The organism is Leifsonia poae, from assembly GCF_050632195.1.
In the GTDB taxonomy this organism is placed as follows: domain Bacteria; phylum Actinomycetota; class Actinomycetes; order Actinomycetales; family Microbacteriaceae; genus Leifsonia; species Leifsonia poae_C.
Genome location: NZ_CP192580.1, coordinates 2,352,765 through 2,369,851 on the forward strand (window position 1 = coordinate 2,352,765; position 17,087 = coordinate 2,369,851).

Here is a 17,087-nt window from a genome sequence, read left to right on the forward strand (position 1 = left end):
TACTGGGCGTTGCACGCCCTCAAGCCTTCTTTTGCGTCACCACAGCGCTCGGCCGTGATCACTTCGTAATGATTATCGCATGCCGCGGCCGCGTTGGAGGTCTCTCCCAGGTCGACACGCGAGCCGTTCTGTCATAATCCGTCTGTGTCACCGACTACCAGTAGACGTCCTATCGCCCTCGCAGTCTTCCTCATCGTCGCCGGAGCCATCGGCTTCTGGGCGGCCTTTCAGCTCACACTCGACAAGCTGGCCGTGCTGGCGAATCCCAACGCGCAGCTCAGCTGCAACTTCAGCCTGCTCGTGGGGTGCTCGAAGAACCTGAACTCGGCACAGGGAGCGATCTTCGGCTTCCCCAACCCGCTCCTCGGCATCGCCGGCTGGACGGCGGTCATCGCCGTCGGCGTGAGCATCCTCGCCGGAGCGCGGTTCGCGAAGTGGTACTGGATGCTCTTCAACCTGGGCGTCGTCGGCGCACTCGTTCTCGTGATCTATCTGATCACCCAGTCGATCACCGTGCTGAACGTGCTGTGCCCGTGGTGCATGGTGACCTGGCTCGTGACCATCCCGACGTTCTGGGCGGTCACCTTCTACAACCTCAAGGAAGGCAATATTCCGGTTTCGGCATCCGTTCGCCGCTTCTTCGGAAAGCTCTACGGCTGGGTGCCTCTCATCACGATCGTCTGCTACGCGATCGTCGCCATCCTGGCCCAGATCCAACTCGACTGGATCCACAACGTCTTCGTCTGACCCCCATTACGACTGAGCCAGACACGACTGAGTGGTCCCGACTTGCTGTGTGAACGGATGTTCGCACGGCAAGTCGGGACCACTCGTTTGTGAAGCTAGAACCAGAGCGCGAGCTCGCGGGCGGCCGACTCAGGCGAGTCGGAGCCGTGTACGAGGTTCTGCTGCACCTTGAGGCCCCAGTCGCGGGCGAGGTCGCCTCGGATGGTTCCGGGCGCTGCCGTCGTCGGGTCGGTCGTACCCGCGAGGGAACGGAAGCCCTCGATCACGCGGTTGCCGGCGACGCGGATGGCGACGATCGGGCCGCTCTCCATGAACTCGACGAGCGGCTCGTAGAACGGCTTGCCCTGGTGCTCCTCGTAGTGCTGGGCGAGCAGATCGCGGTCGGCCTGCAGCATCCTGAGGTCGACGAGCGAATAGCCCTTCGCCTCGATCCGGCGCAGGATCTCGCCGGTCAGGTTGCGGGCGACCCCATCGGGCTTGACGAGGACGAGTGTCTCTTCGACGTCGGTGGTCATGGATTCTCCGTTCCGGTTTCGGCCGCTCGCGCGGCCTGATTGTTGCGGTCTAGCCGGGCGCCCATGATCATGCAGTAAGCCCACATGGCCGTGAAGATCGCCCCGACGATGAAGAAGGCGGGCACCAGGAAACCGGCAGCCACCAGGATGAGCTGGATCGCCCAGCCGAGCCAGACGCCGAGGGGCGACCGGAGCGTGGCGACCGCGACGATCATCAGCACGATCACGATGGCACCCCCGCCCAGCGCCACGGCGGCAGGCAGCACGTTCAGCCCGAAGAGCACGAGCGCTCCGAGAAATACGACGAGCAGCTCGAAGCCCAGGATGATCGAGCCGAGCATCTCGGTGACGCTCCGAGCACGACGTGCCTTCGCGGGCGCGACCGGCTCTTCCGGCCCCGCCGGCTCAGTGGTCTCGTCGCTCATTCGACGCTCTTCCAGTCCTGCTCCTCGGCGATCGCCATCGCTTCGCCGACGAGTGTGATCGACCCCGTCACGACGACGGCACGACCCGATCCGTCGCGAGCCCACTCGCGGGCGGATTCGAGCGCATCCTGAACATCGGAGAACACGAACGTGCTCTCGCTGCCGGTTGTCGCCAGCACGAGATCGCCGAGTTTCTCTTCGTTCATGGCGCGATCGGAGTGCGACCGCGTCACGTGGAAGCGCGAGGCCACCGGGGCCAGCGCCTCCAGGATGCCCGCGGCATCCTTGTCGGTCAGCGTTCCGAACACGAAGACGATCTCCTCGAACCCGAAGTAACTGCGGAGGGCGGCAGCGAGCGTCTGCGCCCCGGCGGGGTTGTGGGCGGCGTCGACGAGCACGGTCGGCTCGATGCCGATCAGCTGGAGGCGGCCGGGAGACGTCGCCGTGGCGAAGCCCTCTTCGAGAAGCTCTGCATTGAGGGGCTGGGTGCCGCGGCCGAGGAAGGTCTCTACAGCTGCAACAGCGACGGCGGCGTTCTGCGCCTGGTGGTCACCGTAGAGGGGTAGGAATAGCTCGTCGTAGGTGGCGGCCCGTCCGCGGATGCTGACAAGCTGTCCGCCGACGGCGACGGACGTCTTCGCCACGTCGAACGCATCCGGCTGCGTCGCGATGGTCGACTCGGTCAGTTCGGCAGCCTTGACCAGCTCGGCCAGGGCCTCGGGCGGCTGCACCGAGCTGACCACGTCGGCGGCCGGCTTGATGATGCCCGACTTGGTCCGCGCGATCGCCGCGACCGTGTCGCCCAGGGCCTTGGTGTGGTCGAGCGAGATCGGAGTGAAGACCGCGACCTGGCCGTCGGCCACGTTGGTCGAGTCCCACTCGCCGCCCATGCCGACCTCGATCACAGCGACGTCGACGGGTGCATCGGCGAAGCTCGCGTACGCCAGCGCGGTGAGCGCCTCGAAGAAGGTGAGCGTAGGCTCCCCGCCTCCTCGAGCTCGCTGTCGACGATGGCCAGGTACGGCTCGACGTCCTCCCAGTTGCGCGCGAGGTCCTCGTCGCTGATCGGCTCGCCATCGATCACGATGCGTTCGTTGAACCGCACGAGATGCGGGCTCGTGAGCAGCCCGGTGCGCAAACCGTACGCCCTCAGGATGCTCTCGGCGATCCGGCTCGTGCTCGTCTTCCCGTTCGTACCGGTGATGTGGATGATCGGGTACGCGCGCTGAGGATCCCCCAGCAGCTCGACGGCGCGGCGAGTGGCGCCGAGCCGGGGCTGCGGCGCTCCTCGCCGACGCGGGCGAGAAGCGCCCGATAGACCTCTTCGGCCGCATCCCGGAATTCTTCGTCAGACATCGATGCTCCCGTCCAGGCGCGTGACCGCCGCGATGAAGCGGCCGGCGTTCGAGAACTGCCCGGCCGGGTAGTCCTGATAGAAGGCGGCGTCGTGTTCGACGACCGCAGAGAGCCACTCCGAGACGAGCGGTCCGCCCGCGCGGTCGAACGTGGTCGAGCGTGCGGGCGCGTGCACGATCGTCACCGGCGCGAGCGTCTCCGCAGCGATGTCGACCTCCTTGGCGAGGTCGATCGCCTCCGCGTCCCGGTCGTCGAACAGCAACAGATCGAGACGGATGCGGTCGCTCACGTCGAGCCCGGCGGCCTTGCGGGTGTCCTGCACGGCGCGGATGAGGTCGCGGGCGAGACCCTCGGCCTCCAGCTCCGGTGTCGTCTCGGTGTCGAGGAGCACGAATCCGCCGCCCGGAAGCAGCGCGAGCGCTGTCGTGGACTCGCCGTCGGCCTGGGCCGTCTCCAGCACGAGGTCGTACTCGCCCTCGGCCAGCTCGATGCCGCCGGCCGTCACGACGCCGTCGATCTCCGACCAGTCCCCGGCGCGTGCCGCTTGGATGACCTTCTGCACGTCCTTACCGAGACGGGGGCCTGCGGCGCGGGCGTTGACCGTGAGCTTGCTGGTGATTCCGTACGACGCGGCACTCGAATTCTGAACCTCGACGAGCTCGACAGCCTTCACGTTGAGCTCATCGCGCAGGATGCCTTCGAACGGCGCCAGGGCCGCCGCGTTGTGCGCGACCACCGTCAGCTTGGCCAGCGGGAGTCGTACGCGAAGTCCCGCCTGCTTGCGAAGCGACAGCACGGTCGAGCTGGTCGAACGGATGCGGTCCATCGCGTCGATCAGGTCGAGGTCGGCCGGGAACTCGGCGGCGTCGGGCCAATCGGTCAGGTGCACGCTGCGCCCGCCGGTGAGACCCTGCCAGATGCGCTCAGCCACCAGCGGAAGCAGCGGCGCAGCCACGCGCGTCACCGTCTCCAGCACCGTGTACAGCGTGTCGAACGCCTCGCTGTTGGTGCCGTCCTCGCCCACGCCCTCCCAGAAGCGGTCTCGCGACCGACGCACGTACCAGTTGGTGAGCACGTCGGCGAAGTCGCGCAGCTTGGCCGCGGCGAGCGTGCTGTCGAGCGCCTCGAGGCCGGCCGTGACGTCTTCGATCAGGTCGCGGGTCTTCGCCAGCAGGTAGCGGTCGAGCACGTCCGTCGAGTCGGTGCGCCAGGTCGCCTCGTAACCCGAGGCGTTGTTCCCGGATGCGTTGGCGTACAGCGAGAAGAAGTACCAGGTGCTCCACAGCGGGAGCAGCACCTGGCGTACGCCCTCGCGGATCCCCTCTTCGGTGACGATCAGGTTGCCGCCGCGCAGCACCGGGCTGGACATGAGGAACCAGCGCATCGCATCCGAGCCGTCGCGGTCGAAGACCTCGTTGACATCGGGATAGTTGCGCAGCGACTTCGACATCTTCTGTCCGTCGCTGCCGAGCACGATGCCGTGGCTGATGACGTTCTTGAAGGCCGGGCGGTCGAAGAGCGCCGTCGACAGCACGTGCAGCATGTAGAACCAGCCGCGCGTCTGGCCGATGTACTCGACGATGAAGTCCGACGGGTTGTGCGTGTCGAACCAGTCGCGGTTCTCGAACGGGTAGTGCACTTGGGCGAACGGCATCGACCCGGAGTCGAACCAGACGTCGAGCACATCCGGGATGCGGCGCATGGTCGAGCGACCGGTCGGGTCGTCCGGGTTCGGTCGGGTGAGGTCGTCGATGTACGGCCGGTGAAGATCCGGCTGCCCGTCAGCATTCAGGGGCAGGCGCCCGAAATCGGCCTCGAGGTCGGCCAGGGAGCCGTACACGTCGATGCGCGGGTACTCGGGATCGTCGCTCTTCCACACGGGGATCGGCGAACCGAAGTAGCGGTTGCGGGAGATCGACCAGTCGCGGGCGTTGCTCAGCCACTTGCCGAATTGTCCGTCTTTCACGTTCTCGGGAACCCAGGTGATCTCCTGGTTGAGCTCGACCATGCGGTCGCGGAACTCCGTGACGCGCACGAACCAGCTCGAGACGGCCTTGTAGATCAGCGGGTTGCGGCAGCGCCAGCAGTGCGGGTAGGAGTGCTCATAGCTCGCTTGGCGCAGCAGCCGGCCGTCTTCACGGAGCAGCTTCGTGAGCGGCTTGTTGGCCTCGAACACCTGCAGCCCGGCGACGTCTTCAACGACCGGGAGGAACCGCGCACCGTCGTCGACCGAGATGATGACGGGGATGCCCGCGGCTTCGCAGACACGCTGGTCGTCTTCACCGTATGCGGGCGCCTGGTGAACGATGCCCGTGCCGTCCTCGGTCGTGACGTAGACGTCGACAAGGATGCGCCACGCGTTCTGGGTGCCGTATGTCTCGGTATCCGCGTAGTAGTCCCACAGCCGGTCGTATGTCACATCTTCGAGCTCGGCTCCCCGGATGCGCCGGGTCACGGCCGCAACGGCATCGGCCGGGGACTCGTAGCCGAGATCCTTCGCGTAGTTGCCGACGAGATCGATCGCGAGGAGGTATTCGGCGCCCAGATCGGAGTGCTCGGGGCTGCCGTGCCCGTCCGCAGCGCCGTTCGGACCGGCCGGGACGACCGCGTACTCGATGTCGGGGCCGACGACCAGGGCGAGGTTCGTCGGAAGGGTCCATGGCGTGGTCGTCCACGCGAGCGCCCGCACGGCAGTGAGGCCGAGGGCCTCGGCCTTCGCTCCGGTGAGCGGGAACGTGACCGTGACGGTCTGGTCCTGACGCATCTTGTAGACGTCGTCGTCCATCCGCAGCTCGTGGTTCGATAGCGGCGTCTGGTCGCGCCAGCAATACGGCAGCACGCGGTAGCCCTCGTAGGCGAGGCCCTTTTCGTGCAGCTGTTTGAACGCCCAGATCACCGACTCCATATACGTGACGTCGAGCGTCTTGTAGTCGTTGTCGAAGTCGACCCAGCGTGCCTGACGGGTGACGTACTCACGCCACTCGCGCGTGTAGTGGAGCACCGCATCCCGAGCCGTCGTGTTGAAGGCGGCGATGCCCATCTCCTCGATCTGGCTCTTGTCGGTGATGCCGAGCTGCCGCTCCGCCTCGAGCTCGGCGGGCAGGCCGTGCGTGTCCCAGCCGAACCGACGCTCAACCTTCTTGCCGCGCATGGTCTGGAAGCGCGGGAAGACGTCTTTGGCGTACCCCGTGAGGAGGTGCCCGTAATGCGGGAGGCCGTTCGCGAACGGCGGACCGTCGTAGAAGACCCACTCGGGAGCCTCGGCACGGTTCTCGATCGATGCCCGGAAGGTGTTGTCGTGCTTCCAGAAGTCGAGGACCTCGGTCTCGATCTGCGGAAAGCTCGGGCTCGGGACGACGCCGGATGCGGCGGGGACGCTGGGCGTCGGATCTTCCGGGGTCTTGGGGTACGGCATCTCACTCCTGGCAGGTCGTTCATCTGCACGAGGACGTCAGGCGCTCGACACGCTTGCCGCGGTACCACCCCGCTTGCCGTAAGGCACCCTCTCGTGCGCTACGACCGCTCTTTCGTTGGCTGTGACGGGCCAGACCCGTTCGGTTCTACTGGGCGGCGCGAGCGCCGACCGTTCTTCCGAAGACTCACCGGTGATGACCGGGTCGATGTCTGTGCTCTCGATTCTACCTGGTTGCGAGGCGTTCATCGAGAACCGCCTGATAGCCCGCGCAGACGGGTGCGATCGCCGTCTCGACGACGGGCCGCAGATCGCCTCTGCCCACGCCGGAGCGAGCCCAGACCGCTGCCGCGGCCACGGCCGCACCGATGACCGCGGTTGCGATGCTCCGCGGGAGCAACGAGGAGGCATCCTCGCCGATCCGGCGGGCGACGTCGTCGCTCAGAAGCCGCACGAGGGTCAGGAACCGCGGAAGGGCGGAGGCTTCGAGCTCGCCATTCGTGCCCATGAGCTCGTACTGCGTGACTGCGAGCGGCAGACGCCCCGGTCCGAACTGGGCTGCGAGCGCGAGCACCGCGGTCTGCACGGCCTGCATCGGCGTGGCCGCCTCCGGGCCCGCATCCGGAACCGCTGCGAGAAGGTCGCCAAAGCCGATGAGGCTCTCGTCGACCTCGACCCAGAGCAGGTCGCTCTTCGCGTCGAAGTAGTTGAAAAAGGTGGCTCGGCTGACACCGGCGCGCTGCGCGATCTCCTCGATCGTGGTGCGCGCGTACGTCTGCTCCAGGAAGAGATCGGCGGCGGCTTCGGCCAGCGTCGCCCGCGAAGACGACCGGGGTCGACCCGACCCGGAATGCGGCGGCCGCGTCATGCGTTCTCCCTCATGCCTAATATTGGACTCGATCTAATTATCGATCCAGCCCGCGCTTCGAATGACAAGGACCGTCGTGAGTTCCACAGACACCATCACATACAGCAGCACCGACAGACCCGGCATCACGCCGGGAACAGCGCGAAAGGTGACGATCGCCTCGTTCGTCGGCACGGCGCTCGAGTCGTACGACTTCTATCTGTTCGCCTACTTCAGCGCCTTCTTCGTCGGTCCGCTGTTCTTCCAGCCGCTCGGGGTCTTCGGCGGAGTGCTCGCCGGATTCCTCACGATCGCCGCCGGGTTCGTCATCCGCCCGATCGGGGCGATCGTCTTCGGCCACCTCGGCGACCGGATCGGCCGGCGTCCGACCCTGCTCATCACCATCCTGATGATGGGTATCGGCACAGGCCTCGTCGGCGTGCTCCCCACGTACGCACAGGCAGGCTGGCTCGGAGCGATCCTGCTGGTGGTCTTGCGCCTGGTGCAGGGCTTGTCGCTCGGCGGCGAATGGGGTGGAGCCATCCTGCTCGCCACCGAATACGCCAACCCGAAGCGTCGTGGGTTCTACGCGGCTCTCCCCCAGCTCGGCTCGCCGGTCGGCAGCATCCTGAGCGCCGTCGTCTTCATCGTGATGTCGTTCGCACTCCCCGCGGAGCAGATCGCCGCGTGGGGTTGGCGTATCCCGTTCCTGACCGCCATCCCACTGCTGCTCGTGTCCCTCTACCTGCGTTGGTCGATCGATGAGACGCCGGTCTTCAAGGAGCTGCTGGCCACGGGCAAGCGCGACCGCTTCCCCGTGCTCGACGTGTTCCGCAAGTCGCCGACCGGTTTCGTCATCGCCATCGGTGCGGCGATCCTCGGCATCGGCTCGTACTCGCTCATGAACACGTACATGGTCGACTACGGCACGGCGCAGCTCGGCTTCAGCTTCACCGACCTGCTGGTCGCCACCACGATCGGCGGTCTGCTGCAGCTCATCACGATTCCGCTGTTCGGAATCTGGGCGACCAAGATCGGCTCGGCCCGAGTGGTCGCGATCGGCGCTATCGGCACACTCGTCATCGCGTTCCCCATGTACTTCCTGCTTCAGTTCGCGACGTTCCCGATCCTTGTCGGCAGCATGATCATCGGCGGCATTCTGCCCACTCTGTCCTGGGCGGGATTGGGCGGCCTGATGAGCGATCTGTTCCCGAGCGGCGTGCGGTACAGCGGACTGTCGGTGGCATACAGCCTCGCTGCACTACTCACCGCCTTCGTGCCAGCCCTCACCCTCGTGCTCGGCAAGGCGACCGGCAACGTCTGGTGGCACCCCGGGGTCGTGCTTGCGCTCATGAGCATCATCACGCTCGTGTCCGCGCTCGCTGCGGCAAGGCGCAAGCCCATCATCGATGAGGTCGATTCGGCGGCATAACCCGGGTGGGGCTGGGCTCCGGTAGCCTGGATGTACTGCACATTCAGGCACCTCTTCATCGACACGGTGCCGCACATACCGATACGGAGAAGCGATGAGCGCCGCCCAGCCCCTGCCCGACAAGCCCGCCCTCGAAGGCCTGGAAGCCAAATGGGGCGACCACTGGCAGGCCGAAGGAACCTTCCTCTTCGATCGGAAGTCGGCTCTGCAAGCTGACCGTGAGTGCATCTACTCGATCGACACGCCCCCGCCGACGGCGAGTGGCTCGCTTCACATCGGCCACGTGTTCAGCTACACGCACACCGATGTGATCGCCCGCTATCACCGGATGCGCGGCCAGCACGTCTTCTACCCGATGGGCTGGGATGACAACGGCCTCCCCACCGAGCGCCGCGTGCAGAACTACTATGGCGTGCGCTGCGACCCGACCCTGCCGTACGAGGCCGATTTCACCCCGCCGTTCGAGGGCGGAGACAACAAGAGCAGCAAGGCCGCCGACCAGAAGCCGATTTCGCGCCGCAACTTCATCGAGCTGTGCGAGCGCCTCACGGTGGAGGACGAGAAGCAGTTCGAAGAACTCTGGCGCTCACTCGGCCTCTCCGTCGACTGGAGTCAGACCTATCGCACGATCGGCCGCGAATCCCTGCACACCTCGCAGCTCGCCTTCTTGAAGAACATCGAACGCGGCGAGGCGTACCAGGCGATGGCCCCGACTCTCTGGGACGTCACCTTCCGCACGGCCGTGGCTCAGGCCGAGCTCGAGGACCGCGACCAGCCGAGTGCGTACCACCGCGTGACTTTCCACAGCGAGAGCGGCCCCGTCTACATCGAGACGACCCGGCCGGAACTGCTGCCTGCCTGTGTCGCGCTGGTCGCGCATCCGGATGACGAGCGCTACAAGCCGCTCTTCGGCAAGACCGTGACCACACCCGTGTTCGGTGTCGAGGTGCCCGTTCTCGCGCACCACCTGGCGCAGCCCGACAAGGGCACCGGCATCGCGATGATCTGCACGTTCGGCGACATCACCGACGTCACCTGGTGGCGCGAGCTCGACCTTCCGAACCGCGCGATCATCGGCTTCGACGGCCGCCTCCTCGCCGACGCGCCGCTCGCGATCGAATCGGCCGAGGGCAAGGCCGCGTACGCCGAGCTCGCTGGCAAGACGGTGTTCTCCGCCAAACAGACGGTCGTCGAGCAGCTGCGCGCCTCGGGCGATCTCATCGGCGATCCGAAGCCCATCCAGCACCCCGTGAAGTTCTTCGAGAAAGGCGACAAGCCGCTCGAGATCGTGTCGACGCGCCAGTGGTACGTCAAGAACGGTGCCCGCGACGAGGCACTGCGCGAGCGGCTCATCGAACTCGGCAAGCAGCTCGACTGGCACCCCGACTTCATGCGTGTGCGGTACGAGAACTGGGTCAACGGACTCACGGGCGACTGGCTGATCTCGCGCCAGCGCTTCTTCGGCGTTCCGATCCCGATCTGGTACCCGCTCGACGCCGACGGCAACCCGCGGTTCGACGAGCCCATCCTGCCGAGCCGCGAGCAGTTGCCGGTCGACCCGTCGTCGGATGCGGCCCCCGGCTTCGAGGAGTCCGCTCGCAACCAGCCGAACGGTTTCGTCGGCGAACACGACGTGATGGACACCTGGATGACTTCCTCCCTGACCCCGGAGTTGGCCGGCGGCTGGAATCGGGACGACGAGCTGTTCAACGCCGTCTTCCCGTTCGACCTGCGCCCCCAGGGCCAGGACATCATCCGGACCTGGCTGTTCTCGACCACCCTTCGTTCGCAGCTCGAGTTCGGCGTCGCTCCCTGGGCGCACGCCGCACTCTCCGGCTTCATCGTCGACCCCGACCGCAAGAAGATGTCCAAGTCCAAGGGCAATGTGGTCACGCCCGCCGACATCCTGGAGAAGCACGGCTCTGACGCTGTCCGCTACTGGGCCGCCTCGTCTCGCCTCGGCACGGATGCGTCGTTCGACCCGCAGAACCCGACGCAGATCAAGATCGGCCGCCGCCTGGCCATCAAGATCCTGAACGCGGCCAAGTTCATCCTCGGCTTCGAGGCCCCGGAGACCGACGACCTAGCCCTCGTCACCTCGCCGCTCGACCAGAGCATGCTGCAGAACCTCGCTCAGGTCGCGTCCGAGGCCACGGCAGCCCTGGAGAACTACGACCACGCCCGGGCACTCGAACTCACCGAGACGTTCTTCTGGACGTTCTGCGACGACTATCTTGAGCTCGTCAAGGAGCGCGCGTACGGCGAACTCTCCCCGAGCAGACGTCCGCGGTGGTCGCTCTCCGCGTGGCCCTCTCCGCGTTGCTTCGTCTGTTCGCCCCGGTCGTGCCGTTCGCGACCGAGGAGTCGTGGTCGTGGTTCAACGAAGGGTCCGTGCACGTCGCCGCCTGGCCGAAGGCCGAGGATCTCACCGCCGAATGGGACGACCACACCCGGGTGCTGGGGGTCGTCGGCAAGGCGCTCACGAGCATCCGTGGCGCCAAGACTGCCGCGAAAGCCTCGCAGAAGGCACTCGTCGACTACGCGGTCATCGCGGGTCCGGCTGATGCCGTTGACGCGATCGAGCTGGCGGCCCGCGATCTCAAATCGGTGGGCAGAATCGAAGACCTGCGCTTCGAATCCGCCGAAGAACTCGCGGTGACAGATATTCTGCTTGCCCAGACCACCACCGAGGAGGAACGATGACCGCGACGGTCCGACGGGTTGAGGACAACGAATTCTTCACCTGGCTCGATCTCTACACGGGTTACGGTGACTTCTACGAGACGCCCCTGACCGACGAGAAGGCCCTCCTCGTGTGGAGCTGGATCACCGACAAGAACCACGAGCTCCAGGCCTACTTCGCGGTCAACGACGACGGAGAGCCGATCGGCCTCGCCCACGTGCGCGAGTTCGCCCGACCGCTCGACGGCAGCCGTGGCCTGTACCTCGACGACCTTTTCGTGCTTCCGGATGCGCGCGGCGCGGGCGCAGGTACCGCCCTCCTCGAGGCCCTGCGCGACCGTGCCCGCGAGGAAGGTTTCTCGGTCGTCCGCTGGATCACGGCCAAGGACAACGAGACCGCGCGCCGCATGTACGACCAGGTCGCCGAGAAGACCAAATGGGTCACATACGACCTCGTTCCCTGAGCATCTGAACCGCGCACGATCCTCATACCGGCATCGACCCTCGGGGATGTGCGCGGTATGGTCGTGACAGCACCAACCCTCAGCCTGGCGGGGAATGGCGAACGGAGGCACCATGTCGATTGAGGTTCGACCGGTCGCGGACGGCGATTTCTTCGCCTGGCTCGACCTCTACGAGAAGTACGCGGAGTTCTACGACACGGAGCTCACCGACCAGAAGGCCCTTGTTCTCTGGTCGTGGCTGACCGCCCCGTCTCACGAGGAAGACGGACTCGTCGCCGTGGACGGCGACCGCCTCGTCGGCCTGGCCCACATGCGCGAGTTCGCCCGCCCCCTCGAAGGCGACCGCGGGCTCTTCATCGACGACCTCTATGTGGTCGAGGATTCGCGAGGCAAGGGCATCGGCCACGCTCTCATCGAAGCGGCACGCAAGCGCGCGGAAGAAGAGCACCTCGGCGTCGTGCAGTGGATCACGGCTCACGACAACGACGAGGCCAAGAGCGTCTATGACTCCGTGGCCGAACGCACGTCCTGGGTGACCTATGAGATCGACCTGACGAAGGCCGACGCCTGATGCAGCTCGGAACGCGGTGGGCAGTCGGCGACGAGTCCCCGTCCACGCTCCCCGAGGTCGTGGGCTTCGCCGTCCAGACCGTCGAGGAGGAGCTGGTGGCGACGGATGTGGACACCGCCGATTGGCGCTGGACGCTCACCTGGCTCGAGGGCAAGCCCGTCGTCGAGCTCGACGACGGCACGATCATCCGGTACAACGCCTCAGAGGACTCGGCGACGGTAACGCAGCCCGTCCCCCAGGATCCGGACGAGTTCGACCTCGACACCTGACCCGAGCGAAAGCACCGCTGACGGCTCCGCTTACCGCGGGAGCTGCGGGAGCATCCGCGCGGCCTCGTCGCGGGAGCGGTCGAACATCTCGCTCTGCGTCGTGTAGCTCGGTGCGGTGCGGAGCGCTGCGTGGCGCGTGCCCCAGGCAGTGAGGGCCTGTCCGATGGAGACGGCGGCCCTGTCGATGAATCCGCCGCGGGCGTCGAAACTGAGTGCAGTCATGATCCGGTTCCTTCCGGGAGTGTTTCTGGGGCGGGCTCGTGCGAGCCCGCCGAGAGGAGGAGACGAACGGCGACGAGCGTGAGAACCACGACGACGCCGCCGCCGATGACGAAGGGCAGTCTGAGGTCGATCCGGGCGACGAATCCGCCGACGACCGTGGCGATGGGCGTGAGCCCCCAGCCGATGGTCCGTACGATCCCCATCGCACGGCCGAGCATGTCGGAGGGCACGATCGCCTGTCGCAGGGCTCCCCACGGAACGTTCCATACCGCGACACCGAAGGCGCCGATGGCGTATGCGGCGATCGCGAACACGACGTTTCCGGTGACCCCCACGCCCAGGAGGCCGATACCCCCGACTAGCATCGAGCAGAACATGATCGGGCCGCGCCCGAAACGTTCCACGAGTCGGCTCGCGATGAGCGCCCCGACGAGCGCTCCGAGCCCGACGCCGGCGGTGACGACTCCGATCAGCGCCACGGGCACCGAGAAGGTCTGCAGGAGGAGGAGCACCACGCTGCCCTGGGCGAAGGCGAGAGCCGAGGCCGTGATGGAGGTCAGGATGATCATCGAACGCAGAAAGCGGTGGTGGACGAGGAAAGCGAACACCTGACCGAGGCTGGGCCGCGGTGACTCGCCTGCAGCCGCATCCTGAACCGCCCCTGCCCTGTGCCCTCGGGCGGCCGCAGCGGGGATCGTGAGCGCGAGCAGACCCGCGATCAGGAACCCGCCACCGGTGAGCCACACGGGCAGCACGATGGCTGCGGCGAAGAGGAAGCCCGCGACCGGAGTCGCGATGAAGTTCTGCACGACGATCTCGGCCGACTGCATCCGTCCGTTCGCACGATCGAGCTGATCCCGGGTCACGAGGCTCGGAACGACCGTGGTCGTGGCGTTGTCGAAGACGGTCTCACCGAGCCCGAAGAGGAGAACGCACGCGTACAGCGACCAGATGGTGAGTGAGTCGGTCGCGATCAGCAGAGCCAGCCCGGCAGCGACCGCGAACCGGAGGCTGTTCGCCACTGCCATCGCGATCCGACGGTCGACCCGGTCGAGCAGCACGCCGGCGGGGATGCCGAAGAGCAGCCAGGGCAGGAATGTCACCGCGGTCAGCCCGGCGATCAGTGCCGGGTCGCGGGTCAGTGTCGTCGCGATCAGCGGAACCGCCGTGCGACCGATGCCGTCGGCGAGGTTGCTCGTGATGGCTGCGCCCCATAACCGGTTGAAACCCGCGCTCAACGGGGCTCGACGGATGCGCGGAGCCGCGGTGGTGGTCATCGCCCGTCCCCGTTCAGGAGGGGGAACGCGTTGAACTGGACCTGGACACGGAGGCGGTCGCCGTCGTTGTCGTCGTCGGCCAGCTCCACCTGAGAGCCCGAGGCGTCGGAGGCGAAGGTTCCCTCCGCCTTCCACTTGGCTTTGAGGGCGTCCTGCATGGCGTAGTACTCGCGCCCGAACTCGGCGAGCTGCTCCTTCGTGAGCCTCAGGTGAGACGTCGAGAGCGTCGACGCCTGCATCCACTCGGTGCCGAGAACGTCGAGCCCGTAACGCATGAACGCGGCAAGGCGGCGCTCGTTGTTCTGCTGCCACTCACGCGAGATCAGCTCGGTCGCCTCCCGGCCGGCCGGCGACTCCAACGTCTCGGGCGAACCGATCGTGATGCCGCCGGGTGCCATCTTCCACCACCGCTCGCGGGCGGATCCCTTGCCCTCGACTTCGATGATAATGCCGTGCTTCGCGAGCTGGCGGAGGTGGTAGCTCGTGGACCCGCTCGACTCCCCCATCCGCTCGGCGAGACCGCTCGCGGTGAGCGGGCCGTAATCGGAGAGCTCGTTCATGATCGCCACCCGCAGAGGATGAGCGAGAGCACGCAGCGCCTCCATGCCGAGGGCATCGTTGAAGGAATGCGAACGGGCTACGGGCTTGTCATCGGTTGCCATACCGGAAGACTACGCGTGCAAAGCTTTCTTTGCAACTGTTCTTTTGCAATCCTTATTTTGCAATCATACGTTTGCAACAATCTCTTTGCGACGCCGCCGTGCGTCTGCGCGAAGGTCGCGTTCTAGGCTGGGTGCATGGCAGACACCTCCAATCCGTTCTTCGCACCGAGCACGCTCCCCTACCAGTTGCCGCCGTTCGCTGACATCCGCGACGAGCACTACCGCCCCGCGTTCGACCGCGGGTTCGCGGAGCAGCTCGATGAGATCCGGGCCATCACCGCTCTCTCCGAGGTCCCGACGTTCGAGAACACGATGATTCCGCTGGAGACCTCCGGTCAGACCCTTCAGCGGGTCGCCGAGGTCTTCTTCAACAAGAGCTCCTCCGACAGCAGCGACTTCACGAATGCTCTCGAAGAAGAGATCGCTCCGCTGCTCGCCGCCCACTCCGACGCGATCCGGCTCGACCCGGTGCTCTACGAACGCATCAAAGCCATCCACGACCAACTCGACTCGCTCGACCTCGACGCTGAGTCGCGCTATCTCGTCGAGCGCTACTACGACGAGTTCACGCTCGCCGGAGCCGGACTCAGCGACGACCACAAAGAGGCGCTCAGGGAGCACAACAAGCAGCTCTCGACCCTCACCACCCGCTTCGAGAAGAACCTGCTGGCCGACACGAACGAGTTGGCCGTCGTTTTCGACTCGGCCGACGAACTCGACGGGCTGGGCGACGGGGAGATCTCTGCAGCCGCCGAGGCGGCGAAGGAGCGAGGCCTCGACGGCAAGTACGTGGTCACACTCGTGCTCCCGACCGGTCACCCGTACCTGGCGAGCCTGAAGAATCGGGATGTGCGCGAACGGATCATGACCGCCTCGCGGTCCCGGGGTATCCACGGCGGCGATCACGACAACCGTCAGCTCGTGCTCGACATCACTCGGATCCGCGCCGAGCGCGCCCGCCTCCTCGGCTTCGAGTCGCATGCCGCGGCAGTGACTGCCGATCAGACAGCCAAGACCCCGCAGGCCGTCGCCGACATGCTCGGCCGGCTCGCGCCTCCCGCCGCCCGCAACGCCCGCGCGGAGCAGGAGGCCCTGCAGAAGCAGGTGGGCGAGGAATTCGATCTGGCGAGCTGGGACTGGTCGTACTACACCGAGAAGGTCCGCCAGGCGGAGTACGACGTCGACGTCGCGGCGATGCGTCCGTACTTCGAGGCGGAGCAGGTGCTGCACGACGGCGTCTTCTACGCCGCGACACGGCTCTACGGGATCACCTTCACCGAGCGCCCTGACCTGATCGCCTATCACCCCGAGGCCCGCGTCTTCGAGGTGAGGAACGAAGACGGCTCCGCTCTCGGGTTGTACATCCTCGACCTCTACACGCGCGACTCCAAGCGCGGTGGCGCATGGATGAACCCCCTGATCTCCCAGTCGGAGCTGCTCGATTACCCGACGGTGGTCGTCAACAACCTCAACGTTCCGAAGCCTGCGGCAGGTGAGCCCACACTGTTGAGCTACGACGAGACCAACACGCTGTTCCACGAGTTTGGGCACGCCCTGCACGGGCTGTTCGCGCGCGTGACCTACCCGAAGTTCGCGGGTACCAACGTCTACCGCGACTTCGTCGAGTTCCCCAGCCAGGTGAACGAGATGTGGATGCTCTGGCCCGAGATCCTGGAGAACTACGCCGTTCACCACCAGACCGGTGAGCGGATGCCCCAGGAGCTCGTCGACAAGCTCCACGCGTCCGAGGCGTTCAACGAGGGCTTCCTCACCAGCGAGTATCTCGCCGCAGCTCTGCTCGATCAGGCCTGGCACTCCATCACGGCCGACGACACGGTGACGGACGTCGCCGACTTCGAGGCGAAGGCCCTCGCGGCCGTGGGTCTCGACAACCCGGCTGTGCCGACTCGCTACGCCAGCACCTACTTCGCGCACACGTTCTCGGGCGGCTATGACGCCGGCTACTACTCCTATATCTGGAGCGAGGTGCTCGACGCCGACACGGTGGAGTGGTTCAAGGAGAACGGCGGTCTGCTCCGCGAGAACGGCGACCGGTTCCGCCAGCGCCTGCTCGGCGTCGGCGGCTCCAAGGACCCGCTTGAGGCGTACCGCGATTTCCGGGGCCGGGATGCGGTCATCGAGCCGCTGCTGAAGCGTCGCGGCCTCGACGACTGAAACCCGCCCTAGACCCCTCCCCGCGCCCGGC

Annotated in this window: 13 protein-coding genes and 2 pseudogenes; 7 read left to right on the forward strand and 8 right to left on the reverse strand. The window is 66.3% G+C overall.

Annotation, left to right across the window (positions count from 1 at the left end):
• Nucleotides 1–144 precede the first annotated feature (144 nt).
• Entirely contained in the window at nt 145–747 is a 603-nt protein-coding gene (locus tag ACQ86A_RS11910; protein ID WP_431277261.1) for a vitamin K epoxide reductase family protein, read from the forward strand.
• A gap of 95 nt (nt 748–842) precedes the next feature.
• On the opposite strand, the gene ndk is transcribed toward ACQ86A_RS11910, so the two are convergent.
• The 5 genes and pseudogenes from ndk to ACQ86A_RS11935 form a co-directional block, all read right to left on the reverse strand.
• Nucleotides 843–1,262 (reverse strand): nucleoside-diphosphate kinase, encoded by a 420-nt coding sequence (gene ndk, locus ACQ86A_RS11915; RefSeq protein WP_431277262.1) that lies wholly within the window; start codon nt 1,260–1,262, stop codon nt 843–845.
• Complete coding sequence (locus tag ACQ86A_RS11920) at nt 1,259–1,687, reverse strand: DUF4233 domain-containing protein (protein WP_431277263.1); 429 nt, start codon at nt 1,685–1,687, stop codon at nt 1,259–1,261. The genes ndk and ACQ86A_RS11920 overlap by 4 nt, the downstream gene beginning before the upstream one ends.
• A pseudogene (locus tag ACQ86A_RS11925) lies at nt 1,684–3,043 on the reverse strand (bifunctional folylpolyglutamate synthase/dihydrofolate synthase). The gene ACQ86A_RS11920 and the pseudogene ACQ86A_RS11925 overlap by 4 nt, the downstream one beginning before the upstream one ends.
• Nucleotides 3,036–6,458 carry an isoleucine--tRNA ligase gene (gene ileS / locus ACQ86A_RS11930; protein ID WP_431277264.1) on the reverse strand — a complete coding sequence of 1,141 codons (3,423 nt, stop codon included), beginning with the start codon at nt 6,456–6,458 and terminating at the stop codon, nt 3,036–3,038. The pseudogene ACQ86A_RS11925 and the gene ileS overlap by 8 nt, the downstream one beginning before the upstream one ends.
• A gap of 223 nt (nt 6,459–6,681) precedes the next feature.
• Nucleotides 6,682–7,323, reverse strand: coding sequence for a TetR family transcriptional regulator (locus ACQ86A_RS11935; protein ID WP_431277265.1), 642 nt, complete (start codon nt 7,321–7,323; stop codon nt 6,682–6,684).
• A 76-nt stretch (nt 7,324–7,399) separates the two neighbouring features.
• Between ACQ86A_RS11935 and ACQ86A_RS11940 the strand changes: the two genes are divergently transcribed.
• The 5 genes and pseudogenes from ACQ86A_RS11940 to ACQ86A_RS11960 all read left to right on the forward strand — a co-directional run bounded on the left by ACQ86A_RS11940 (nt 7,400) and on the right by ACQ86A_RS11960 (nt 12,720).
• Entirely contained in the window at nt 7,400–8,734 is a 1,335-nt protein-coding gene (locus ACQ86A_RS11940; RefSeq protein WP_431277266.1) for an MFS transporter, read from the forward strand.
• Between the two features lie 94 nt (nt 8,735–8,828).
• Nucleotides 8,829–11,437 (forward strand): annotated as a pseudogene (valS, locus tag ACQ86A_RS11945) (valine--tRNA ligase).
• Complete coding sequence (locus ACQ86A_RS11950; protein ID WP_431277267.1) at nt 11,434–11,880, forward strand: GNAT family N-acetyltransferase; 447 nt, start codon at nt 11,434–11,436, stop codon at nt 11,878–11,880. Before valS ends, ACQ86A_RS11950 begins: the two are co-directional and overlap by 4 nt.
• Nucleotides 11,881–11,992: 112 nt before the next feature.
• Nucleotides 11,993–12,451 (forward strand): GNAT family N-acetyltransferase, encoded by a 459-nt coding sequence (locus ACQ86A_RS11955; protein ID WP_431277268.1) that lies wholly within the window; start codon nt 11,993–11,995, stop codon nt 12,449–12,451.
• Nucleotides 12,451–12,720 (forward strand): hypothetical protein, encoded by a 270-nt coding sequence (locus ACQ86A_RS11960; RefSeq protein WP_431277269.1) that lies wholly within the window; start codon nt 12,451–12,453, stop codon nt 12,718–12,720. Before ACQ86A_RS11955 ends, ACQ86A_RS11960 begins: the two co-directional genes overlap by 1 nt.
• A gap of 30 nt (nt 12,721–12,750) precedes the next feature.
• On the opposite strand, the gene ACQ86A_RS11965 is transcribed toward ACQ86A_RS11960, so the two are convergent.
• From ACQ86A_RS11965 to ACQ86A_RS11975, 3 genes are read right to left on the reverse strand one after another with little or no spacing between them, the layout of a single operon-like run.
• On the reverse strand, nt 12,751–12,942 hold the full coding sequence (locus ACQ86A_RS11965; protein WP_431277270.1) for a hypothetical protein: 192 nt from the start codon (nt 12,940–12,942) through the stop codon (nt 12,751–12,753).
• Nucleotides 12,939–14,219, reverse strand: coding sequence for an MFS transporter (locus tag ACQ86A_RS11970; protein ID WP_431277271.1), 1,281 nt, complete (start codon nt 14,217–14,219; stop codon nt 12,939–12,941). Before ACQ86A_RS11970 ends, ACQ86A_RS11965 begins: the two co-directional genes overlap by 4 nt.
• Entirely contained in the window at nt 14,216–14,881 is a 666-nt protein-coding gene (locus ACQ86A_RS11975; RefSeq protein ID WP_431277272.1) for an ArsR/SmtB family transcription factor, read from the reverse strand. Before ACQ86A_RS11975 ends, ACQ86A_RS11970 begins: the two co-directional genes overlap by 4 nt.
• 135 nt (nt 14,882–15,016) lie before the next feature.
• Between ACQ86A_RS11975 and ACQ86A_RS11980 the strand changes: the two genes are divergently transcribed.
• Nucleotides 15,017–17,056 (forward strand): M3 family metallopeptidase, encoded by a 2,040-nt coding sequence (locus ACQ86A_RS11980; protein WP_431277273.1) that lies wholly within the window; start codon nt 15,017–15,019, stop codon nt 17,054–17,056.
• The last annotated feature ends 31 nt before the right edge of the window (nt 17,057–17,087 follow it).

What these genes read in the sequence shown, in the direction of transcription:
- ndk (WP_431277262.1), bottom strand. Translation starts at nt 1,262, where the DNA reads ATGACCACCGACGTCGAAGAGACACTCGTCCTCGTCAAGCCCGATGGG.
- ACQ86A_RS11920 (WP_431277263.1), bottom strand. Translation starts at nt 1,687, where the DNA reads ATGAGCGACGAGACCACTGAGCCGGCGGGGCCGGAAGAGCCGGTCGCG.
- ileS (WP_431277264.1), bottom strand. Translation starts at nt 6,458, where the DNA reads ATGCCGTACCCCAAGACCCCGGAAGATCCGACGCCCAGCGTCCCCGCC.
- ACQ86A_RS11935 (WP_431277265.1), bottom strand. Translation starts at nt 7,323, where the DNA reads ATGACGCGGCCGCCGCATTCCGGGTCGGGTCGACCCCGGTCGTCTTCG.
- ACQ86A_RS11950 (WP_431277267.1), top strand. Translation starts at nt 11,434, where the DNA reads ATGACCGCGACGGTCCGACGGGTTGAGGACAACGAATTCTTCACCTGG.
- ACQ86A_RS11955 (WP_431277268.1), top strand. Translation starts at nt 11,993, where the DNA reads ATGTCGATTGAGGTTCGACCGGTCGCGGACGGCGATTTCTTCGCCTGG.
- ACQ86A_RS11960 (WP_431277269.1), top strand. Translation starts at nt 12,451, where the DNA reads ATGCAGCTCGGAACGCGGTGGGCAGTCGGCGACGAGTCCCCGTCCACG.
- ACQ86A_RS11965 (WP_431277270.1), bottom strand. Translation starts at nt 12,942, where the DNA reads ATGACTGCACTCAGTTTCGACGCCCGCGGCGGATTCATCGACAGGGCC.
- ACQ86A_RS11970 (WP_431277271.1), bottom strand. Translation starts at nt 14,219, where the DNA reads ATGACCACCACCGCGGCTCCGCGCATCCGTCGAGCCCCGTTGAGCGCG.
- ACQ86A_RS11975 (WP_431277272.1), bottom strand. Translation starts at nt 14,881, where the DNA reads ATGGCAACCGATGACAAGCCCGTAGCCCGTTCGCATTCCTTCAACGAT.
- ACQ86A_RS11980 (WP_431277273.1), top strand. Translation starts at nt 15,017, where the DNA reads ATGGCAGACACCTCCAATCCGTTCTTCGCACCGAGCACGCTCCCCTAC.